Origin of the sequence: Shewanella polaris (assembly GCF_006385555.1) — a bacterium.
GTDB classification, from domain to species: domain Bacteria; phylum Pseudomonadota; class Gammaproteobacteria; order Enterobacterales; family Shewanellaceae; genus Shewanella; species Shewanella polaris.
Map to the genome: position 1 here is coordinate 1154686 of NZ_CP041036.1, position 21681 is coordinate 1176366.

General features: G+C 40.2%; 24 protein-coding genes. 20 read left to right on the forward strand and 4 right to left on the reverse strand.

Annotated elements, in window-relative coordinates:
* Positions 1-13: 13 nt before the first annotated feature.
* Entirely contained in the window at positions 14-865 is an 852-nt protein-coding gene (locus tag FH971_RS05070) for a thymidylate synthase (protein ID WP_140233589.1), read from the reverse strand.
* 245 nt (positions 866-1110) lie between these two features.
* Between FH971_RS05070 and nhaA the strand changes: the two genes are divergently transcribed.
* From nhaA to FH971_RS05095, 5 genes are all read left to right on the forward strand, one after another.
* On the forward strand, positions 1111-2286 hold the full coding sequence (nhaA, locus tag FH971_RS05075) for a Na+/H+ antiporter NhaA (RefSeq protein ID WP_140233590.1): 1176 nt from the start codon (positions 1111-1113) through the stop codon (positions 2284-2286).
* The gene (locus FH971_RS05080) at positions 2283-2669 is read left to right on the forward strand and encodes a hypothetical protein (RefSeq protein ID WP_140233591.1); all 387 of its coding nucleotides are present in this window, start codon (positions 2283-2285) and stop codon (positions 2667-2669) included. The genes nhaA and FH971_RS05080 overlap by 4 nt, the downstream gene beginning before the upstream one ends.
* A gap of 183 nt (positions 2670-2852) precedes the next feature.
* Positions 2853-3776 (forward strand): transcriptional activator NhaR, encoded by a 924-nt coding sequence (nhaR, locus tag FH971_RS05085; RefSeq protein ID WP_140233592.1) that lies wholly within the window; start codon positions 2853-2855, stop codon positions 3774-3776.
* A 29-nt stretch (positions 3777-3805) separates the two neighbouring features.
* Positions 3806-4054 (forward strand): FAD assembly factor SdhE, encoded by a 249-nt coding sequence (locus FH971_RS05090; RefSeq protein ID WP_137222333.1) that lies wholly within the window; start codon positions 3806-3808, stop codon positions 4052-4054.
* Entirely contained in the window at positions 4035-4505 is a 471-nt protein-coding gene (locus tag FH971_RS05095) for a protein YgfX (protein ID WP_140233593.1), read from the forward strand. Before FH971_RS05090 ends, FH971_RS05095 begins: the two co-directional genes overlap by 20 nt.
* 34 nt (positions 4506-4539) lie before the next feature.
* On the opposite strand, the gene nadB is transcribed toward FH971_RS05095, so the two are convergent.
* On the reverse strand, positions 4540-6156 hold the full coding sequence (nadB, locus tag FH971_RS05100; protein ID WP_137222329.1) for an L-aspartate oxidase: 1617 nt from the start codon (positions 6154-6156) through the stop codon (positions 4540-4542).
* 234 nt (positions 6157-6390) lie between these two features.
* On the opposite strand from nadB, the gene rpoE reads away from it, so the two are divergent.
* The 12 genes from rpoE (at position 6391) to FH971_RS05160 (ending at position 16699) form a co-directional block, all read left to right on the forward strand.
* The gene (rpoE, locus tag FH971_RS05105) at positions 6391-6969 is read left to right on the forward strand and encodes an RNA polymerase sigma factor RpoE (protein WP_137222327.1); all 579 of its coding nucleotides are present in this window, start codon (positions 6391-6393) and stop codon (positions 6967-6969) included.
* Positions 6970-6995: 26 nt separating this feature from the next.
* Positions 6996-7595 (forward strand): sigma-E factor negative regulatory protein, encoded by a 600-nt coding sequence (locus FH971_RS05110; protein ID WP_137222325.1) that lies wholly within the window; start codon positions 6996-6998, stop codon positions 7593-7595.
* 41 nt (positions 7596-7636) lie between these two features.
* Positions 7637-8569, forward strand: coding sequence for a MucB/RseB C-terminal domain-containing protein (locus FH971_RS05115; RefSeq protein WP_140233594.1), 933 nt, complete (start codon positions 7637-7639; stop codon positions 8567-8569).
* 206 nt (positions 8570-8775) lie between these two features.
* Complete coding sequence (locus FH971_RS05120; protein WP_167496076.1) at positions 8776-9246, forward strand: SoxR reducing system RseC family protein; 471 nt, start codon at positions 8776-8778, stop codon at positions 9244-9246.
* 251 nt (positions 9247-9497) lie between these two features.
* Positions 9498-11288 (forward strand): translation elongation factor 4, encoded by a 1791-nt coding sequence (gene lepA / locus FH971_RS05125; protein WP_140233596.1) that lies wholly within the window; start codon positions 9498-9500, stop codon positions 11286-11288.
* Positions 11289-11475: 187 nt separating this feature from the next.
* Complete coding sequence (gene lepB / locus FH971_RS05130) at positions 11476-12390, forward strand: signal peptidase I (RefSeq protein ID WP_137222317.1); 915 nt, start codon at positions 11476-11478, stop codon at positions 12388-12390.
* The gene (rnc, locus tag FH971_RS05135) at positions 12390-13070 is read left to right on the forward strand and encodes a ribonuclease III (RefSeq protein ID WP_137222314.1); all 681 of its coding nucleotides are present in this window, start codon (positions 12390-12392) and stop codon (positions 13068-13070) included. The genes lepB and rnc overlap by 1 nt, the downstream gene beginning before the upstream one ends.
* Positions 13067-14071: a GTPase Era gene (gene era / locus FH971_RS05140; protein WP_140233597.1), complete on the forward strand. Its 1005-nt coding sequence runs from the start codon at positions 13067-13069 to the stop codon at positions 14069-14071. The genes rnc and era overlap by 4 nt, the downstream gene beginning before the upstream one ends.
* Before the next feature lie 45 nt (positions 14072-14116).
* The gene (recO, locus tag FH971_RS05145) at positions 14117-14830 is read left to right on the forward strand and encodes a DNA repair protein RecO (protein WP_167496077.1); all 714 of its coding nucleotides are present in this window, start codon (positions 14117-14119) and stop codon (positions 14828-14830) included.
* A 109-nt stretch (positions 14831-14939) separates the two neighbouring features.
* Entirely contained in the window at positions 14940-15677 is a 738-nt protein-coding gene (pdxJ, locus tag FH971_RS05150) for a pyridoxine 5'-phosphate synthase (RefSeq protein WP_140233599.1), read from the forward strand.
* Positions 15677-16057 (forward strand): holo-ACP synthase, encoded by a 381-nt coding sequence (gene acpS / locus FH971_RS05155; RefSeq protein ID WP_140233600.1) that lies wholly within the window; start codon positions 15677-15679, stop codon positions 16055-16057. The genes pdxJ and acpS overlap by 1 nt, the downstream gene beginning before the upstream one ends.
* 117 nt (positions 16058-16174) lie before the next feature.
* Positions 16175-16699, forward strand: coding sequence for an Mpo1 family 2-hydroxy fatty acid dioxygenase (locus FH971_RS05160; RefSeq protein ID WP_140233601.1), 525 nt, complete (start codon positions 16175-16177; stop codon positions 16697-16699).
* A gap of 63 nt (positions 16700-16762) precedes the next feature.
* On the opposite strand, the gene FH971_RS05165 is transcribed toward FH971_RS05160, so the two are convergent.
* Together FH971_RS05165 and FH971_RS05170 are read right to left on the reverse strand one after the other, a co-directional pair.
* Positions 16763-18043 carry an HlyC/CorC family transporter gene (locus FH971_RS05165; protein ID WP_137222302.1) on the reverse strand — a complete coding sequence of 427 codons (1281 nt, stop codon included), beginning with the start codon at positions 18041-18043 and terminating at the stop codon, positions 16763-16765.
* A gap of 152 nt (positions 18044-18195) precedes the next feature.
* On the reverse strand, positions 18196-18984 hold the full coding sequence (locus tag FH971_RS05170; protein ID WP_137222300.1) for a cytochrome C assembly family protein: 789 nt from the start codon (positions 18982-18984) through the stop codon (positions 18196-18198).
* A gap of 284 nt (positions 18985-19268) precedes the next feature.
* On the opposite strand from FH971_RS05170, the gene ffh reads away from it, so the two are divergent.
* From ffh to rimM, 3 genes are all read left to right on the forward strand, one after another.
* Positions 19269-20642 carry a signal recognition particle protein gene (ffh, locus tag FH971_RS05175; protein WP_137222298.1) on the forward strand — a complete coding sequence of 458 codons (1374 nt, stop codon included), beginning with the start codon at positions 19269-19271 and terminating at the stop codon, positions 20640-20642.
* Positions 20643-20870: 228 nt separating this feature from the next.
* Complete coding sequence (rpsP, locus tag FH971_RS05180) at positions 20871-21122, forward strand: 30S ribosomal protein S16 (protein ID WP_011638368.1); 252 nt, start codon at positions 20871-20873, stop codon at positions 21120-21122.
* A gap of 21 nt (positions 21123-21143) precedes the next feature.
* Entirely contained in the window at positions 21144-21674 is a 531-nt protein-coding gene (rimM, locus tag FH971_RS05185) for a ribosome maturation factor RimM (RefSeq protein ID WP_137222296.1), read from the forward strand.
* The last annotated feature ends 7 nt before the right edge of the window (positions 21675-21681 follow it).

The following is a 21681-nucleotide window of genomic DNA, read 5'->3' on the forward strand; positions in this document are numbered from 1 at the left end:
GTTGGTTAATGAATTACACAGCGAAAGGGTATTTAATCGGATCGTGATGTTGATAATCTTCAACACTAAAGTCATTTAAGGTAACCCAGGTTTCGATGTCTTTTAGGGTTTTAATCTTTGGATTGATGATTAACTTGGGCGATGCAAAGGGTTCACGTATTAGCTGAATATCCCGCATTGGTTCAAGTTGGTCTTCGTAAATATGAGCATTGACTATTTTATGGTACGCCTTACCCGGTTTATGGCCAGTAATTTGGGCCATTAATGCAAGCAATACATATACTTGTACCATGTTAAAGTTTAACCCCAGCGGAACATCACAACTGCGCTGTGTGCTATTGAGGTACAAGGTATCTCCAAGCAGCGAAAAATGGTGTTCGTACATACAAGGACGTAAGCAACCAAGGTCAAACGCACCTGGGTGATAAAACGTTAAAATCTCACCGCGGTTATCAATACCGTTACTGAGATTATCGACAATTTGTTGCAATAAATCGACATGGCCACCATCGGGTTTTGGAAATGCACGACCTAATGCACCATAAATAAGCCCCATATCGTCCGGCCCTTTGCGGTTTGGGTTATCTAGCCAGGCTTGGTTTTCATTGGCATTGGCATCCCACGTTTTAGTGCCTAATGCCCTAAAATCAGCAGCATTTTGATAGCCACGTAAATAACCCAGCACTTCTGCAATGGCAGATTTCCAAAAGCTTTTACGCGTGGTGACGAGTGGAAATCGATTGTTGGTAACGTCATAAACTAAATCGGCATTAATGACAGTTAGGCACTTTTTGTTTGTTCGTGCATTATTAACCCATTCGCCTTCATCGACAATACGCTGGCACAAATCTAGATATTGTTTCATCTGTTTAATCCTTTTTACTTTTATAGATTATACCCAAACGATGATTAATTTACACCGCCTAATCTGTACGTTATGGCTTAATCTACGCTATGTTTAACAATGTCAGCATGACTGGAATAAAAATATAAAGAAGTCTTGTTGAAATTTGATACCTCGGAAATACCGAGTTAATATAAAGAAACAATCGATTATTATTGTTTCAATGATTCAGATAGACTTAGGTTACTGTTTTTTAGGAGTGTTATATGGAACGTGCAATTAAAAACTTCTTAAGCCAAGAGTCTGCGGGCGGTATTTTATTAATCGTTGCCGTCGCATTGGCGATGATTTTAGCCAATTCACCGTTAGCGGGTGTATATCAAGATTTCTTAAGCACAGAAGTGCAGGTTAGAGTAGGTGATCTTGATATCGATAAACCGCTTTTACTGTGGATCAATGATGGCTTGATGGCATTATTCTTTTTATTAATCGGTTTAGAAGTAAAGCGTGAATTACTTGAAGGTGCGCTGTCGAGTGTAGCTAAGGCATCATTGCCCAGTTTTGCTGCAATTGGTGGTATGGTATTTCCGGCATTATTCTACTTAGCATTTAATTACTCAAACCCAGAAACTCAGATCGGCTGGGCCATCCCTGCAGCTACTGATATCGCCTTTGCGCTAGGTATTATGGCACTGCTCGGTAGTCGTGTGCCCGTTGCGTTAAAAGTGTTTTTGTTAGCTCTGGCGATTATTGACGATCTAGGAGTCATTGTCATTATTGCTCTGTTTTACAGCACTGATTTATCTATGCTTAGTTTGGTTATTGCCGCGGTATCAATCGTGCTGATGGTCGCACTGAACAGGAAAGGAGTCAGTTCAATCTTGCCTTACGGTTTACTCGGTTTTGTTTTGTGGGTTGCAGTATTGAAGTCTGGAGTACATGCGACATTGGCCGGAGTGATTATCGCATTTTGTATTCCACTTAGAGCAAAAGATGGTTCTTCACCGTCGGAGCACTTAGAACATAAGCTACACCCGTGGAGTGCCTTTATGATCCTGCCGGTATTTGCGTTTGCGAATGCAGGTTTGTCATTAACCAATATGTCATTTGATACATTTGCTGAACCTATCACCCTGGGTATTATCATGGGTCTGTTGTTAGGTAAGCCTTTTGGAGTGCTGCTATTTAGTTATTTAGCGGTAAAACTGAAGCTAGCTGAATTACCACCAGGCATTGGCTGGAGGCATATCATACCGGTTGCTGTTATGTGTGGTATTGGCTTTACCATGTCGGTGTTTATTGCTTCGTTAGCATTTGAAAACTCACCCGCTGCATTTGGTGATTATGCAAGACTAGGTATTTTAACAGGATCGTTATTTGCGGCTGTGATTGGTTACTTTTGGTTAGCCAAGGTACTGCCTGAAAATGGAGTAAAATCATGAAATTGAATAAATTAACCTTTGGAATACTACTGACCAGTTTTGTTATTCCTGTATCGGCTGAATCATTTAATGTTTGTCTCGAATCATCTGATTCCCCGACTTGCCAAAGTTATCTAGAAGGTGTGGTAGATGGTGCATTAATGTATCGGGATGATTTGGCAAAGAAAAGAATTGATCCTAACGATTACGAGTCAAGAGCACTAAAATACCGAGCTGGAAAACGTTATCAAACGGCGAATTTGAATTATTGTTCTAGTCATATACCGGTGAAATCTGAAATTGTATCAGCACTCACAGAGCAGGTATCGTTAAACAATGTCAAGAACAGTGATGAGCTTGAGTCAGTGATCACTAGTTTAATGGATTGCCGCTTGAGTAGATAATCAGGTTATTTATTAACGCAGCCGTTTGGCTGCGTTTTTTATGGTTAATCTTGGCTAATCAATATGGTGAACTAACTATGCTGAGCTAATATTGTCGTTGATTGGTATAGATCAATGAGCAATAGAAGTAGCGGTTTATTTGCTATAGTAGTGTGAGTGAATTTTGTTAGGTTTGTGATTGATATGCAGCATTTAAATTATAACCATTTATATTATTTTTGGATGGTACAAAAAAAAGGCTCAGTGGCTAAAGCCGCTGAAGTATTATGCCTTGCTCCTCAGACTATTACTGGTCAGATTCGCTCATTGGAACAAAGATTGAAAGGAGCTGTTTTTAAGCGTGTCGGGCGTAACTTGGAAGCAACTGAACTAGGTGAATTAGTCTTTCGTTATGCCGATAAGATGTTCAGTCTTAGCTATGAAATGCTCGATTTACTCAATTATCAGAAAGAAAATTCGTTGTTATTTGAAGTTGGTATTGCTGACGCTTTGTCTAAAGCACTGGTTAGCCGGGTCTTATTAACTGTAATACCCGATGATGGTTCGGTGCACTTAGCGTGTTATGAATCAACTCATGAAAGTCTAATTGAACGTTTACGAGAGCATAAGCTCGATATGATTTTATCTGATTGTGCGGGTGGTTCGTTGAAGTATCCCGAGATATTATCGAAAAAGCTTGGCGAATGCGGTGTCAGTTTTTTCTCGGCAGAAACTATTCCACTTCCATTTCCCGCCTGTCTTGAGCAGCGTAAATTACTAATACCGGGTAAGCGGACGTCATTAGGACAGCAATTGCATGGTTGGTTTGCTGAAAAAAACCTTAATGTTAGTATTTTGGGAGAGTTTGACGATGCTGAAATGATGAAGGCATTCGGTTATTTTAATAGAGGTATTTTTGTGGCACCGTCTATTTATCGTCATGATATACTGTCGCAAGGGATGGTATTACTTGGTGAAACTACCGATATTAAAGAAGAATATCATGTAATGTTCGCCGAGCGAATGATCCAACATCCGGCGGTAAAATCTTTATTAGCGACTGATTTTGGAGATTTATTTGCTGGACGAGATCAGCAAGTACAAGATTTTGAAAACCGTATAAGTTAGCTTGTGATATAGACATCAGGAGATTTGTGTTGGAATTAATGAATATAGCTCGCGTACGTTGGGCATGCCGACGTGGAATGTTAGAACTCGATGTGTTGTTGCAACCCTTTATTGAAACTCAATACGAAGTCATGACAGATAATGATAAAAACACTTTTATTCGTTTATTAGAGTGTGAAGACCCTGAATTATTTGCTTGGTTTATGGGGCATGAGCAATGCCAAGATCAACTGTTAGCTGACATGATAGTTAAAATTCGTGGAAGAGCAGCCCCTTAGTCCTTCGATTGACTCTCTGCTCAATACCAGCACTCATATGCGACAATTTGCATTGAGTGCTTCGTTATTACAACGTGGTGCTTGGTTAATGTCACTGGCCATAGTATCAAGTAGTTTCTTGGCTTGGCCTCACTATCCTTCTTTTATATTCTACATTGTTCAAACAATATTATTTATTACCATAATCATCATATTTGTATTGGGATGGCGCAGGTTGTCTCGTTGGCATTGTGTGTTTTCATTGGGTAATAACGGTGCTGGTACATTAGTATTGGCGGGCAACAGTGAGCCTAATAAATTCAGATTAACTAAAAAGCCATTTATTAGCCCATTATTGTGTTTACTTTATTTGCAGTTGCAAACGGGTGAGAAACAGTTGTTGTTGGTATGGCGTGATATGTTAGACGACACAGCATATCGTAATCTGTGTCGTCTGTTATTAAGCCATTAATGGCATGGATTATTGTCCATGTGCTGGATAATAATTAATTACTTGGCTGCAAAATGGTTGGTTTAGGATTGTCGATTTGTTCAGGATAATCAAGATTGTAATGCAAACCTCTACTTTCCTTACGTTTCATGGCACAGCGAATAATAAGTTCTGCTACTTGGACTAAATTTCGCAGTTCTAATAAATTATTACTGACCCGGAAGTTTGAATAATACTCTTCAATCTCTTGTTGTAGCATCAAGCATCGTCTCAACGCACGCTCTAAACGTTTGTCTGTGCGAACGATACCAACGTAATCCCACATAAATAGACGTAGTTCATGCCAATTATGGGCAATAACAACCTCTTCATCTGAATTGGTTACTTGGCTTTCATCCCATACCGGCAATGGATCTGGCATAGCGATTTTGTTCAGTTGGCTTTCGATATCATGTGATGCTGCACGGGCAAAGACTAAGCACTCTAATAGTGAATTACTCGCTAATCTATTTGCACCATGTAAACCAGTATAAGCCACTTCACCAATGGCATATAAGCCATTAATATCAGTTTGACCATGAAGATCTGCCATCACGCCGCCACAAGTGTAGTGAGCTGCTGGAACTGAAGGTATTGGCTCTTTAGTAATATCAATACCAAATTCTAGACAACGATGATAAATGGTCGGGAAGTGTTTAATGATAAAGTCTGCGGGTTTATGGCTAATGTCTAAATAGACACAGTCTACCCCTAAACGTTTCATTTCATAATCAATTGCGCGGGCGACAATATCCCGTGGAGCAAGTTCTGCGCGTTCATCAAAATCAAGCATAAAACGACTACCGTCAGGGCGACGTAAATAAGCCCCTTCACCACGAAGTGCTTCAGAGAGTAAGAAATTTCGGGCATTAGGATGAAATAAGCACGTTGGATGAAATTGATTGAACTCCATATTGGCAACTCGACAACCTGCACGCCACGCCATAGCGATACCATCACCGCTGGCAATATCTGGATTTGAAGTATATTGGTATACTTTTGAACTTCCGCCAGTGGCAAGTGCAACAAATTTTGCTCTGATGGTTTCAACATGTTCTGCATCGCGATTCCATACATAAGCACCAATGACACGGTTACCCGGTCGATGCAATTTGCGCGTCGTAATTAAATCAATTGCGTTATAACGTTCTAATACTTGTATATTGGGGTGGGCGAGTGCACGTTCTTGTAATGTGGTTTGAACGGCTTTGCCCGTTGCATCTGCAGAGTGTAAAATGCGTCGGTGGCTGTGGCCTCCTTCACGAGTAAGGTGATAAGGTGCCTTGTTGTTATCATCTCCAGTTAATGTTTCTTCTTTATCAAATGCGACGCCGCAATTAATTAACCATTGCATTGCACTTTTGGCGTTTTCTGCGGTGTATGTCACAACAGATTTATCGCATAATCCAGCGCCAGCTATTAAGGTATCGTTGACATGTGACTCTATAGTGTCGCCTTCATCGAATACCGAGGCTATTCCACCTTGAGCATATAATGTCGACCCTTCGGATAATGGGCCTTTGGAAAGAAGAATTACTTTTGATTTTTCAGCAAGATGTAGTGCTAAAGTTAGTCCAGCAGCACCGCTGCCGATGACCAAAATGTCAGATTGGTGTTCAACTGCTTGTTTCATCAGGTATCATGGTGTGGCTTTGTGGTTTGATTATAGTAGATCAAATTACTTTGGTAGGATACTTTTACAACGATTTTTATTGTGATTTTGCTTAGATGGTTTGTATGTAGGTAAAATTAATTAACTTTTTTTAATTAAATATCGAACTTTTTTCATATCAGTAGGTCTACTTATATGAACAGGATTCGAGCGACTGAGAAATCAGCATTACAGATTTAGGAGTAGTCGGCTCGGATGAGTGGACAATATAGTGATCAACAATTAGTTGAGCGAGTACAGCAAGGCGATAAAAACGCATTTAACCTGTTAGTGCTGAAGTATCAAAATAAAGTGATGAGTTTGATTTCTCGATATGTGCGCAATCAAGCGGATGTGGCGGATGTTACACAAGAAGCCTTTATTAAAGCATATAGAGCGTTAGCTAATTTTCGTGGTGAAAGTGCATTTTATACTTGGTTGTACCGTATTGCAGTAAACACTGCAAAAAACCATCTTACATCACAAGGACGCAGGGCTCCTGCAAACGACGTTGATGTAGAAGATGCAGAATATTACGACGGCAGTGATGCACTAAAAGAGTTTGCATCACCAGAGCGGTTATTAATGAAAGATCAAATGAGTAAGGTGATCTTTGATACGCTCGATACTCTGCCTGAAGAGTTAAAAATGGCAATATCGCTCAGAGAGTTAGAAGGAATGAGTTATGAAGATATTGCCAATATAATGGATTGCCCAGTCGGCACAGTCAGATCGCGTATCTTTCGTGCTCGTGAAGCAATCGACAAACAGCTCCAGCCTTTGCTGGAAAAGTAACAGCCTTAACGTTAGACAGGTGAATAATGCTTAAATCAAGTCAAGAGTGGGTATCTGGTGCAGTTGATGGCGAAGTCGATGATAAAACATTGGCACAACTTTCTGCTGACGTTGATTCACATGATGAATGGCAACGCTATCATATGATAGGCGATGCAATGCGCGGTGAGTTGCCGGCAACCATTGACTTAGACCTTTTTGCAAGTATCTCAGCAGCGATTGAGCTTGAACCGACAATCATTGCACCTCAATCTAAGTCGAATCAAGTTGTAGAACAAGCGAGTCCACGTTCAAATGTGGTCCCATTTTTCAAGCAGTTAGGTCAATATGCTATTGCTGCAACCGTTGCTATGGTAGCCATTGTGGGAGTGCAAAACGTTAACCAAACCAATGATGCAGAATCTCCTTTACCTGTATTAATGACGCGTCCTTTGGTGGGCAGTGTGTCTCCGGTAAGTTATCAAACTGGTGCAGTGCAAAATCAGCAAAGCTATTCTAATGAACAAGTGATAGAGCAGCGTCGTCGTATTAATGCTTATATTCAAGATCATATGTTGCAACAACGCTTAAATCCAGGTGTTGCAGTTGATGGAAATAGTGTGCAAGATGCTGCGGTAAATCCATAATCCGTTGACAGAAATCTTGTCTTATCATGTTAGGAGTTAGCTTGCGTCTTATCCTGCTAGCAATGTTAGTGTTATCTTTTTCGACATACGCTGAAGATGATTTATCAGCAAAAGCTTGGCTTAACAATATGAGCCAAGCAATGCACGATAAACAATTTAAAACCTCCATTATTCAATTACAAGCCGATCATATTCGTCCGCTTGTTTATATTCATGGCATTGTCGACAATAAAGAAGTTGCTTTACTTGAATACCTTAATGGCCCTCCCAAAAATGCGGTACGAGTTGGAAATACTGTTACGTTTATAGAACATGACCAGCAGCCGTATAGTGTCATGGCACCTCGTATTCAAGGTGTTTGGCCTGCAGCTTTATCTGGTGATTTAAGTCAGCTTGAAAAAGGTTATCAATTTGTTATAGGTGGTCGAGCTCGTATTGCTGGACGTCCAGGCCAAATGATCCGTTTAATGGCAAATGATGACAATCGTTATGATGCTCAAGTGTGGATTGATATGGACACTTATTTGCCATTACGGTTTGATAGCCTCAACAAAGACAAACAATTACTTGAACAGACCATGGTCATCGAACTGATTGAATTAACTGAGCCCGCTTCTATTTTAGTTGAAGCTGCGAAGCAAGAATGGCCAGCCGTGATGAACCAAGCCGAACGTACAGATGGTAAAAACTGGCAATTTACTTGGTTGCCACAAGGTTTTGATGTTGTCGTTCGCGATCATCACCGTTTGATTGGAATTCATGAGCCTGTTGAATATGTGGCATTAACAGATGGATTAGCGAATATTTCTGTTTATGTTGGTCGGTCAGGTGAAAATCCAATGCCGAATGAATTACTGATCCGTAATGGTTTGTCTATGGTGGTAGTGCAAGTGGGTGCTCTTGAGGTGGTAGCCATTGGCAAGGTACCTTCTGAAACCTTGGATAAAATTGCCAATAATTTAGTCTTAAAATAAACAATCGCTGATTGATAGGTAAGCCGTGACGCAATGTGATTGTGCCACGGCTTACGTGTTTCTGGTGATAAGATATGAAGGTTAAGTGATATACCTTAGCGGTAAACTTACTTAGCCAATGTGGCGAATTATGCTAAAATAAGTCATTATTTATAGGTTGAGTTTATTAAATGAATAACCACATTCACGAGTCTTCTACTTCTTCAATGATGGAAGAAATTGCCCGAGTGGTTGATTATCAACAAGGCTGGGTAACTGTTGAAGTTGAATTGAAAAGTGCTTGTAATCACTGCGCCAGCAGTGAAAACTGTGGCACTTCAACTATTGCTAAAGCTTTTTCTGTTCATACTCAGCGTTTTTCATTACCGAGTGATAAACCTTGCCTTTCTGGTGACATGCTTAAGATAGGCTTACCAGAAAGTGTGATTATTAAAGCCGCGGCGTTAGTGTATCTGTTACCCTTGATAGGCTTGTTTTTATTTGCAATGGTTGGGCAAATGTTGGCAGCTGGATTAGGTTTTAATACCAATGGTTTTGCAATGTTTTTTGGTGCATTTGGGGCATTGTTTGCGTGGTTTATTGGTAAACACTTTGCCACTCAACTTGAAGCAGATGCTACACCTGTGATCATTGCCCATCTAGGTCAAGAAATTGATATTATTCAAGCAAGCAATTAGTTATTGTTTTTAGTGCGGTCAGTGAGACACTCTTTTAAGCATTTCTATGATACTCATTGACGCAAAATAGTCCCTTGCATCAACCAAAAACTGCTGTAAACCTATTAAAATAGACTCAAAAACACCTCGTTAATACCAATAATTGTAGCAAAATTGATACTATTGGTTAATCTGATTGGTATTACCCCCCTAATCAGGTACAATTTGCCACCTTAATTTTCATCAAATTTAGTAGTAGTCATTGCAGCATAATGAAACACATTAGAAACTTCTCGATTATTGCCCATATCGACCATGGTAAATCAACTTTATCCGATCGCCTGATTCAGGTATGTGGCGGCTTAACTGACCGTGAAATGGCTGCACAGGTTTTAGATTCAATGGATCTAGAACGTGAGCGTGGCATTACGATTAAAGCCCAAAGTGTCACCTTAGATTACCATGCAAAAGATGGTAATACTTATCTACTCAACTTCATTGATACACCAGGACACGTTGACTTCTCTTATGAAGTATCACGTTCTTTGGCTGCTTGTGAAGGTGCATTGTTAGTAGTTGATGCTGGTCAAGGCGTAGAAGCTCAGACATTAGCTAACTGCTATACCGCACTAGAAATGAATTTGGATGTCGTTCCTGTATTAAATAAAATTGACTTACCTCAGGCAGAGCCAGATCGTGTAGCAGCAGAGATTGAAGATATTGTTGGCATTGATGCCATGGATGCTGTGCGTTGTTCTGCAAAGACTGGTGTCGGTGTTGATTTAGTATTAGAAGAAATTATCGCAAAAATCCCTCCTCCAGTGGGTGATGAATCTGCGCCACTACAAGCATTAATTATCGACTCATGGTTTGATGCCTATCTTGGTGTGGTGTCTTTGGTTCGCATTAAAAATGGTGTACTTAAGAAAGGTGAAAAATTTAAAGTGATGTCCACAGGACAAAACTATAACGCCGATCGAGTGGGTATTTTTACACCAAAAGAAAAAGACAAAGCAGAACTTCGTGCTGGCGAAGTGGGTTATGTAATTTCTGGTATTAAAGAAATTCATGGTGCGCCTGTAGGCGATACCTTGACCCATGCAAAAAATGGGGCAGACAAACCTCTTCCAGGTTTTAAACGCGTCAAGCCGCAGGTTTATGCCGGTGTATTCCCGATTTCTACCGATGAGTATGAAAGCTTCCGTGATGCATTGAATAAGTTAAGCTTGAATGATGCCTCTCTGTTTTTTGAACCTGAAACATCATCTGCGTTAGGTTTTGGTTTCCGTATTGGTTTTCTCGGTCTACTCCACATGGAGATTGTTCAGGAGCGTTTAGAGCGCGAATACAATCTGGATTTGATCACCACGGCACCCACAGTGGTTTACGAAGTTATCATGAACAATGGTGATACTATTTATGTTGATAATCCATCTGGTTTACCTGCACTAAATAACATTGAAGAAATTCGTGAACCGATTGTTGAAGCCAATATATTAGTGCCTAAAGAATACTTAGGTAACGTGATTACGTTATGTATTGAAAAGCGTGGCACGCAAACCAATATGGTTTATCACGGTAATCAAGTGGCCTTAACTTATCACTTGCCGATGGCAGAAGTGGTAATGGATTTTTTTGATCGTCTTAAGTCAACGAGCCGTGGTTATGCATCATTAGAGTATAACTTTATTCGCTTCGACGCTGCAGATATGGTTCGGTTAGACATTTTAATTAATGGTGATCGTGTTGACGCTTTAGCGATGATTATTCACCGCAGTAATATTCGTCATCGTGGTTTGGCTTTAGTTGAAAAAATGAAAGAGCTAATTCCTCGTCAAATGTTTGATATTGCAATTCAGGCTGCCGTAGGCAGTCAGATTATTGCCCGTTCAAGTATTAAAGCGTTACGTAAAGATGTAACCGCTAAGTGTTATGGTGGTGACGTTTCGCGTAAGAAAAAACTGCTTAATAAGCAGAAAGAAGGTAAAAAGCGCATGAAGCAAGTCGGTAACGTTGAAGTGCCACAAGAGGCATTCTTAGCGGTATTGAAGTTAAACGATTAATAATAATTAATTGAGTTAATGTGCTAAATAACGCCGCGTATTGCGGCGTTATCGTTATTTTTACTATATATTTTGTAACACTCAACTGGGTGAATGTTTATTCGTTAATCACCATACTGGATTGAGTTTTTTGAGCCTTTGCTCAAGCCATATGGATCCAACACACTCAGCAGGAGATAAATCAGTAATGGCAGCCTATTTTTCACTTATTTTAGTGCTCGTAACCGTTGTTAGCGGAATTATTTGGTTAATTGATGTGGTCTTTTTTGCGCCGAAACGCCGTGAAAATTTATTAGCCGCAGAAGCTAATTCAGCTCAATTGAGCGCAGATGCGATAGACAAAATAATCCGTGAGCCTGTATTAGTTGAAACTGCGCATGCCATTTTTCCGGTGATTGCGTTTGTAATGATTTTACGCTCGTTTATTTATGAACCATTTCAAATCCCTTCGGGTTCAATGATGCCGACCCTCTTAGTGGGTGACTTTATATTGGTTGAGAAGTTTAGTTACGGATTACGCGACCCTGTATGGCGTAGCAAACTGGTTGAAACTGGTGAGCCCGAGCGCGGAGATGTATTTGTATTCAAATATCCTGAAAATCCAAAGCTAGATTATATCAAGCGTGTAGTGGGTTTGCCTGGGGACAAAATTTTTTACCGTAATAAACAACTTATGATCCAAGAGGCATGTGATAGTCAAACAGATTGCCCTGGCGCTCATGTTATTGAGCATACCGAGATTAGCCGTGGCGAGTTTAGCCAAAATGGCACGCCATTAATTCGTTTAAGTGAGCAACTCGGCGATGTTCAGCATGATATTTTGCTTAATCCGTCGCGACCTGATTTCAGACAGCACTTTTATCCACAAGCAGGCCTTCCTGCTGGTGAGTTCGTTGTCCCTCAGGGGATGTATTTTGCGATGGGTGATAACCGTGATAATAGTACCGATAGTCGTTTCTGGGGCTTTGTACCGGAAGAGAATCTTGTCGGTAAAGCGGTAGCCATATGGATTAGTTTTGAATTTGATCGTAAGCCGAGTGATATGTTACCAACATGGATACCAACAGGCGTACGTTTTGACAGAGTAGGTGGAATACATTGATGGAACCCATTAAAAATTTGCCGCGTTTGTGCCGTACTTTAGGTTATGAGTTTAATAATATTGAATTACTTATTCAGGCATTAACACATCGTAGCGCAGCAAATAAACATAATGAGCGTTTAGAGTTTTTAGGTGATTCGATTTTATCGATCATTATATCTGATGCCTTATATCATCAGTTTCCAAAAGCGACAGAAGGTGATTTAAGCCGAATGCGTGCCACCTTGGTTAAAGGTGATACCCTGACGTTAATCGCTATAGAGTTCAAATTAGGCGACTATTTATACTTAGGTCCTGGTGAGCTCAAAAGCGGTGGTTTTAGACGCGAATCTATTTTAGCCGATGCCGTGGAAGCCATTATTGGTGCTGTCTACCTTGATGCCGATCTTGAAGTTTGCCGTAAGTTATTATTATCATGGTATCAAGCACGCTTAGCTGAAATAAAACCAGGCATTAATCAAAAAGATCCAAAGACAATTTTACAAGAACATCTACAAGGGTTTAAGAAACCATTGCCTGATTATCAAGTTGTCGCTGTAGAGGGTGAAGCGCATGAGCAAACCTTTACTGTAGAATGCCGAATTAGTGAATTAGATAAAGTTGTCACCGGTGTGGCAAGTTCAAGAAGAAAAGCTGAACAGCTTGCTGCTGCTCAGGTATTGGAGCTACTGAATAAATGACCAAAAAAACAGACTTGCCAGCAGGTGATAGCCAAGAACCTAGCTTAGATGAACTGCTGGCAAGGATGAACCAAGCAGCACCAAACGCCAATGCAACGTTTGATGTAACCTATTGTGGCATGGTGGCAATTGTCGGTCGCCCTAATGTGGGCAAGTCGACTCTTTTGAACAAGCTACTTGGGCAAAAAGTCAGTATTACGTCAAAAAAACCGCAAACAACGCGTCATCGAATTATGGGTATCCATACCGATGGCCCAAGCCAAATTGTATTTATTGATACACCAGGTCTGCACATCGAAGAAAAACGTGCCATTAATCGCTTAATGAATCGTGCTGCTGCCAGTTCGTTAGCTGATGTGGCAATGGTTATTTTTGTTGTTGATGGTATGACGTGGACTGCTGATGACGAGATGGTGTTGCAAAAGCTTCAGCATCGTAATGATGACCGCAAAATTATCTTAGCCATTAATAAAGTCGACAATATTAAAGATAAAGAATCGTTATTTCCTTATTTAACTGAATTGGCTCAAAAATTTGATTTTGACGAAATTTTGCCAATATCAGCGACTAAGGGCACTAACATACAACGTATTTTAGATATGGCCCGTGAATCGTTACCTGAAGCACCATTTTATTTTCCTGAAGACTATGTGACAGATCGCTCACAACGTTTTATGGCATCTGAAATTGTTCGTGAAAAATTAATGCGTTTTCTTGGGGATGAACTTCCCTATGATGCCACTGTAGAAATTGAACAGTTTAAAATGATGGATAATGGTGTTTACCAGATTAATGCGTTAATTTTGGTTGAACGTGAAGGCCAAAAACGCATGGTCATTGGCAATAAAGGTGAACGTATTCGCACGATTGCAACTCAAGCCCGTTTAGATATGGAAACATTATTTGATAACAAAGTGTTTCTTGAAGTGTGGGTAAAAGTGAAATCTGGTTGGGCTGATGATGAACGTGCATTAAGAAGTCTAGGCTATGGCGAAGACTAAATATTTTTTTGTATTATTGATTATTTGTGTTTAAGCATGGCCACTATGCAACGTGGCTATGTGCTTCATCATCGTCAATTTCGTGAATCGAGCGTAATTGTCAATTTGCTGATAGAAGGCGTTGGACGGGTCGATGCAATTACCCGAGTGGGCTCAGGTAAACGGTCTATAAAAAGCATCTTGCAACCATTTCAGCCTCTAATTATCCAATTCAGTGCTAAATCAGAAGCAAAAAATCTGGGTTTAAAAAACATTACTCATATTGAAGCCGCTGCGCCTGCTATGCCGTTAGGTGGTTATAGTCTCTATTCTGGTTTTTACCTTAATGAGTTATTGGTTCGCCTTTTATCAGTGGAACATCAAGCTGAAGGGTTGTTTTTAGACTATCACCGAGCGTTACTCGCACTAGCTAAGCAGTTTTGCTCAAGTCACCTTCGCTATTTTGAAATGGCACTGTTATTAGAGTTAGGTGCTTTGCCTTCTCTTTCCTATGATACCCAAGGTGATTTGCTTGATAAGCATTGTCAGTATCGATTTATTACCGAGAGTGGTTTCCTCCCAGTTGTAACCACTCAAGAATCATATTTTTCTCATGGGAAAGGCTGTTTATCTGGGGCAATGTTGCTAGCATTAGCCGCGCAAGATCTACAACCCGATCAGTTCAATCAAGCCAAAGGGTTAATGCGTTATTTACTGAACCCATTACTAGGTAACAAGCCATTATTAAGTAGGCAATTATTCAGTAAGAAAGCGGATTAGCATATAATATTTATTCAACCAAACACATGAACCCAATACGATACTGTTTTATATCATCGTTGGTATTGTGTGTTTTCTCAGTGTTATTTATTACGTTAAGGAGCTCGATGTGAGCGGAATATTATTAGGTATAAACATCGATCATATCGCGACACTTCGTCAAGCACGCGGTACTCTGTATCCTGATCCTGTCCATGCAGCAGCAGTAGCGGAACATGCAGGGGCTGATGGTATTACTATTCATTTACGTGAAGATCGCCGCCATATTCAAGACCGTGATGTATATCTATTGGCTAAGACCTTAAAAACAAGAATGAATTTTGAGTTCGCAGTGACTGAGGAAATGATTTCGATTGCCTGTGAAGTTAAACCTGCTTATGCGTGTTTAGTCCCCGAGAAGCGTGAGGAGCTGACTACAGAAGGTGGTCTTGATGTCGCTGGTCAATTAGACAAGATAAGTTCTGCAGTGACTCGTTTAGCTGCAAAAGGCATTAAAGTGTCATTATTTATCGATGCTAATAAAGCCCAAATAGATGCTTCTGTGGCTTGTGGTGCACCTTATATCGAAATCCACACAGGCTGTTATGCTGATGCTAGCACCGATGATGAACAGGCTATCGAGTTAGCTAGGATCACTGAAATGGCGCAATATGCCCATAGTAAAGGGTTAGTGGTTAACGCTGGTCACGGGTTGCATTATCACAATGTTAAAGCTATAGCGGCTATTCCCGAGATTTACGAGCTTAATATCGGTCATGCAATCATTGCTAGAGCCGCTATTGATGGCTTAGATACTGCAGTCAGAGATATGAAAAAGCTTATGCTTGAAGGTCGTAGAGGCGAGTAATGGCAATTATAGGGATAGGTACCGATATTGTTGAGATAGCCCGAATAGCTGAGCAGCGAGAACGCCTAGGTGACAGATTAGCTAAACGGGTACTGACAGAGTCAGAACTAACAACTTACTTGCAATCAAAACAACCTGAGCGATTTTTGGCGAAACGGTTCGCCGCCAAAGAAGCGGCAGCAAAAGCCTTGGGTACCGGGATTGGCAGAGGGGTATCGTTCCAACATATTCATATCGATAATGATGACAATGGTGCACCGCTGATTAGTTTTACAGATGGCGCATTGGCAAGGCTTGAACTATTAACGGGCAATCGATGTTTTATCAGTATTGCCGATGAAAAACATTATGCTGTAGCCACCGTTGTGTTAGAAAGTTGATGTGAATAACATTAGGCTATTTATTAAAGGCGCATTAGCGCCTTTTTTGTAGGCTTTTAAAATCCACTGAAGTGGGGTAAGTTAACAAAATAATAACTATAACTAGAGAGACTCAAAATGAAATCTGCAGTTGAACAACTTTCAACCTATAAAAGCGTACACTTAAACCCGAAAAATATTAACACTCACTTTATTGGTGTGCCTATGATTATTTGGTCGGCATTTTTAATGCTGGGGACACTTCGATTTGCATGGCTGGACTATCAAGTTAGTGCCGCGATGATATTAACTGTTGTGGTATTAGGCTATTACATGGCACTTCACTTGCGCTTGGCACTTGGTTTAGTGTTATTTATTTTGCCAGTTTTATATACCAGTGAACTAGTTGTTCATACCTCTCATCCATTTTATATCGCGATTAGCATTTTTATTATTGGTTGGGTGATACAGTTTGTTGGCCATAAATATGAAAAGGCTAAACCTGCTTTTATGGATGATTTGAATCAATTATTGATTGGACCATTTTTTTTGATGGCGGAATTGTATTTTATCTTCGGTTGGGAGAAAGAGTTAGCCGCTGAAATAACACCTATTGCAAGAGAGAAGCGCCGTGCATTGGAAAATAAACGTCGTAGTTTATAAGATGATGTTTCAACAGTCATAAAAAAGGCGCTATTAGCGCCTTTTTTATTAGCCATAGGCTATTTATTCGGTATCATCGATTAGTTGTAAATTATCAGGCAAAACCCTAACTGTTTTAATTCTATTATCTGCAACATCAATAACTTCAATTCGGTAATCTGCAATACGCAAACTGGTACCCGCAGCCGGAATGTCTTCGATAAACTCAATGATTAAACCATTTAATGTTTTCGGCCCGTCAATTGGCAGATCCCATTTCATTTCTTTATTAAGGTCGCGAATGTTAATGGTAGCATCAATTAGAAAACTACCATCTTGCTGAACATTAATCTCTTCACTGGCAGTGGGGAGCATTGAAGTAGTAAAATCTCCGACAATTTCTTCAAGAATATCTGCTAGGGTTACTAAGCCCTGAATATCACCATATTCATCAACAACGAGTCCGATGCGTTCTTTATTTTGCTGGAAATTACTTAACTGAACGTTCAGCGGGGTACCTTCAGGAATAAAGTATAATTCTTTGACTGCACGGAGCAAAGACGACTTACTGAACTGCTCTTTTGATTGTAAACGCAATGCATCACGTAAATGAATAAACCCTACGGCATCATCAATATTATCTCTATAAACCAATACTCTAGTATGTGGACTGTGAGTCACTTGTTTATTAATCAATTTAAAATCGTCATTGACGTTTATGGCATAAATATCTGAGCGTGAAATCATTATGTCTTCAACGGTGACTTTTTCTAAATCTAAAATCGACAACAACATTTCTTGGTGACGTTGTGGAATGAGCGCTCCAGCTTCATGTACAACTGTGCGGAGTTCTTCTTGGCTTAAAGCATCATTTGTTTTGACGGTTTTGATACCCATCATACGAAGAAATACCGTGGTAATTAAGTTGATTGCCTTCACTAATGGCGAAAGCAAAATTAATAACCAGCCTAATAAAATGCTCGATGGAAATGCAATACGTTCAGGGTACAAAGCCGCAAACGTTTTGGGTGTGACTTCAGCAAACACTAACACCACTATGGTCAAAACACCTGTAGCAATAGCAACACCCATGTCACCAAACAAGCGCATACCGATAATCGTCGCAATGGCCGAGGCTAGAATATTAACCAGATTATTACCAATGAGTATTAACCCAATAAGTCTATCTGGGCGATCGAGTAACTTTAAGGCTCGAAGGGCACCTTTATGCTCATTGGAAGCGAGATGTCGTAAGCGGTAGCGGTTGAGGCTCATCATGGCGGTTTCTGAGCCAGAGAAATAAGCAGAAATCACAATTAAAACCAAAAGAAAAATAAGAAGTGCGCTGGTAGATATAGCGTCCAAAAAAGGGGCCCCATGAGGTGGTGTGAAATTGACCAAAAGGTCAAATAGTCATTAATTTAACGGCCATTATTTATTATTGGCCGTTAGAGTCAAGTTATCTTGTTTATTTTTCAATGAGGCAAAATGTTTTTTGAGTGTAACCGATATTAAAACTAGTTTAATATCAACTCTTTAACTATTCTAGCGCCAAAGTAAGCTAAAGACAGTAAGCCAGCGCCAGATAAACTGTAAATCACTGCCGTACGAATTCTACAGCCAACAGTATACTGTTGCCACAACATAACGGCATACACAATCCAAGCAATTATTGATAATACCGCTTTATGCCCTTGACCATCAGAAAACATATTCTCTAAAAAAACAAATCCGGTCACTAGTGACAAACTTAATAAAATAAAACCAATAATAATGAGATGGTATAGTTGTTTCTCTACCGTCATTAATGGCGGCATTGCTGGACTCATCATCATCTGTTTTTTCTTAAGCTTATTTTGAATAAACCATAGTTGAACAGCGTACATAGCAGCAATCAATAAAGCACTGTAGGCCATTAGTGATAACACGACATGTGCGAGAAGTTCTGGGTGCATGTCGAAGTGAGTAATATATTGTGGTGGCAGTAACCATAAAAGTGCCACAGATATTATTGCACAGGCATATACCACAGGAACAACAATGATCACTTTAAGTCGCGGCATTGTAATGGTAAAGGCTAATGCCATCATCCAGCTAACCAAAGAAATTACGTTGGTTAAACTAAAATTTTGTCCATCAGCTGTAAAAATAGCATCTGAAAGCGCAAATCCATGCATGATCACAGCAAGACCTGAAGCCACCATGACCGCTTTGCGATTTGGTCCTTCGATGTGAAAAAGTCGGCTTGTGACTAAAACCAACGCTAAGCAATAAAATAGCATGGCTGCCGCTGAAAAAATAACCATTAAAAATCAACCTATCAAAGTAGTTTATGCTGAAAAAATGCGTAGTGAGTGTTGAACAATACTATCAAAACATCACATTTTCATTATTTGTCTTAGATTAACATGATCAGGACCCAATAGGGCAGTGACCTAAGACTCAAAATTTAACAGTTTCCTGCCTTAAGCGGTAATTAATTTACGTTAAAGTGAGTTTGTGTTTGAGTTCTTCGTGTTGCAAGTATCGTAATTTGGAGTGGCTTGGGTATAATAGGTTCAATTATCGATATGCTTAAAAGAGCCGTTCAATGTTTGAAAATTTATCTGACAGACTGTCACGCACATTAAAAAACATTAGTGGCCGTGGTCGCTTAACAGAAGACAACGTTAAAGAAACCCTTCGTGAAGTGCGTATGGCACTGCTTGAAGCGGATGTCGCTTTACCTGTTGTTAGAGACTTCGTTAACAGCGTAAAAGAACGCGCTGTGGGTCAAGAAGTGTCAAAAAGCTTAAGCCCAGGGCAAGCTTTTATTAAAATTGTTCAAAGCGAACTTGAAAGAGCCATGGGTGAGGCGAATGAAGCCCTCGACTTAGCGGCTATTCCTCCTGCCGTTATTATGATGGCGGGTCTTCAAGGTGCGGGTAAAACAACCTCAGTAGCAAAATTAGGTAAATTTTTACGTACACGTCATAAAAAATCCGTTCTGGTGGTCAGCGCTGACGTTTATCGCCCTGCAGCGATTAAACAGCTTGAAACACTAGCAGAAGAAGTCGAAGTCGAGTTCTTTCCATCTGACGTGAGCCAAAAGCCGGTAGATATTGCTAAAGCAGCAATAAGCTATGCAAAATTAAAATTCATTGATGTGGTCATTGTTGATACAGCAGGTCGTCTGCATGTTGATGAAGCCATGATGGATGAAATCAAACAGCTGCATGCCACTGTTAATCCTGTTGAGACCTTGTTTGTTGTTGATGCGATGACAGGTCAAGATGCCGCTAATACAGCTAAAGCATTTAATGAAGCGTTACCATTAACGGGTGTTATTTTAACAAAAGTCGATGGTGATGCTCGTGGTGGTGCGGCGTTATCTATTCGTAGTATTACGGGTAAACCAATTAAATTCTTAGGTGTTGGTGAAAAAACCGATGCATTAGAACCGTTCCATCCAGACCGTATTGCGTCACGCATTTTAGGTATGGGTGACGTGTTATCATTAATTGAAGAAGTTGAACGTGGCGTCGATAAAGACAAAGCGATGAAACTGGCTTCAAAAGTTAAGTCAGGTGGCAGTTTCGACCTTGAAGATTTTCGTGAGCAATTACAGCAAATGAAAAACATGGGCGGGATGATGAACATGATTGAGAAACTTCCGGGTGTAGGACAATTACCACCAGAAGCATTAGCTCAAGTTCAAGATGGTAAAATGACTGGTCAGATGGAAGCCATTATTAATTCGATGACATCTAAAGAACGCAAAAATCCAGATGTCATTAAAGGTTCTCGTAAACGTCGAATCGCTGTCGGTTCTGGCACTCAAATTCAAGATGTTAACCGCTTATTGAAGCAATTCACCCAAATGCAGAAAATGATGAAAAAGATGTCTGGTAAGGGTGGAATGAAGAAAATGATGCGTGGAATGGGCGGAATGTTACCTCCAGGGATGAAGTTTCCTGGTAGATAATAACAACATCTTTCAAGTATTAAATCAGTTTACTTACATTCAATCAGTTGGTTAGGTTAAATGCTTGGCTTTATTACAACAAAACCGATGAGCTAAAAATCATCGGTTTAGGTTGCAATAGTTCAAAAGTCAGGTAAAATCTTCCGGCTTTCTTTCTGGGACTCTTTGCGAACACGGAGTTCCAGTTTTTATTTTTGCTTCTAGCAAATCATTAGAGGAATAAAACGCATGGTTACCATTCGTTTAGCTCGTGGCGGCGCAAAAAAGCGTCCATTTTACAATATCGTTGTTGCTGATAGCCGCAATGCTCGTGACGGTCGTTTCATCGAACGTGTTGGTTTTTTCAATCCATTGGCTCGTGGCCAAGAAGAAACTTTACGTTTAGATCTTGATCGTGTTGAGCATTGGGTTGCTACTGGCGCTGCAACATCTGAGCGTGTTGCAAAACTGATCAAAGACGCGCGTAAAGCTGTTGCTTAATTGCGTATAAGGTATAGATAGATGAGTAGTGACCAAGAACTAGTTGTACTGGGTAAGTTAGGCTCCAGTCATGGTATTAAAGGTTGGCTAAAAATCACTTCCTATACCGATTCTGTTGAAGGTATTTTCGATTATTCGCCTTGGCTTATAAAAGAACAAGGCGTTTGGCGTGAAGTTAAGGTTGCTCAGTGGCGTTTTCAAGGTAAAGCTGTTGTGGCTGAACTAGAAGGTGTTGCTACCAGAGAAGATGCGCAAATGCTCACAAATTGTGAAATTGCCATTAAGTCTGAGCAAATGAAAGAATTGGATGACAGTGAATTCTATCATCGTGATCTTATCGGCTGCGAAGTGACCAATATAAACGGCTATAACATGGGTACAGTCGATCAGATCGTGGCAACAGGATCGAACGACGTATTATTGATTAAAGCTAATGCCAAAGATGCCTTCGGCAAAGCGGAACGTATGATCCCCTTTGTCCCTGAGCAGTTCATCAAACAGGTGGATTTGCAAGGGAAACAGATTTTAGTGGATTGGGATCCTGACTTCTAAGTCGAGG